Annotated in this window: 1 protein-coding gene; it reads right to left on the bottom strand. The window is 71.4% G+C overall.

Annotated features, from left to right (window positions below; translation table 11 throughout):
- Window positions 1-545 (bottom strand): AMP-binding protein (locus tag JW897_RS24125; protein ID WP_205467936.1); only part of this gene is annotated, 545 nt, incomplete at both ends.

Raw genomic sequence — 545 nt, forward strand, 5'->3', positions numbered from 1 at the left:
TCCAGCGCCTCGCCGCCGAAGATCACCAGACGCAAGTCCGGCAGGGCGTGGTCGGCGGCGGCGGGGATCAGCTGGCGGAAGGCGGCCGGGGTCTGGTTCAGCACCGAGACCCGGTGCTGTTGCAGCCAAGCGGCGAAGGCCTCCGGCGAGCGCGATACCCAGTAGGGCACCACCAGGCAGGTGCCGCCGAACAGCAGCGGCCCCCAGATCTCCCACACCGAGAAGTCGAAGGCGTAGGAGTGGAACAGCGACCAGACGTCGTCGGGGCCGAAGGCGAAGCGCTCCGAGGTGGCGGCGATCAGCCGCACCACATTGTGGTGGCTGATCACGCAGCCCTTGGGCGTGCCGGTGGAGCCGGAGGTGTAGATCACGTAGGCGGCCTGCTGCGGATGCAGACGGCGCGGCGGCGGCGTGGCGTCGCCGGACGAGACGGCGACGTCCAGCCAGCGCAGCGCCAGGCCGGCGGGCAGGGCTTCGGCGGATTCGGCGTCGCCGACGACGACATGGATGGCGCTGTCGCGCACCAGGAACTCCAGGCGCTCGGC

Origin of the sequence: Chromobacterium alkanivorans, from assembly GCF_016937655.1 — a bacterium.
Lineage (GTDB): Bacteria > Pseudomonadota > Gammaproteobacteria > Burkholderiales > Chromobacteriaceae > Chromobacterium > Chromobacterium alkanivorans.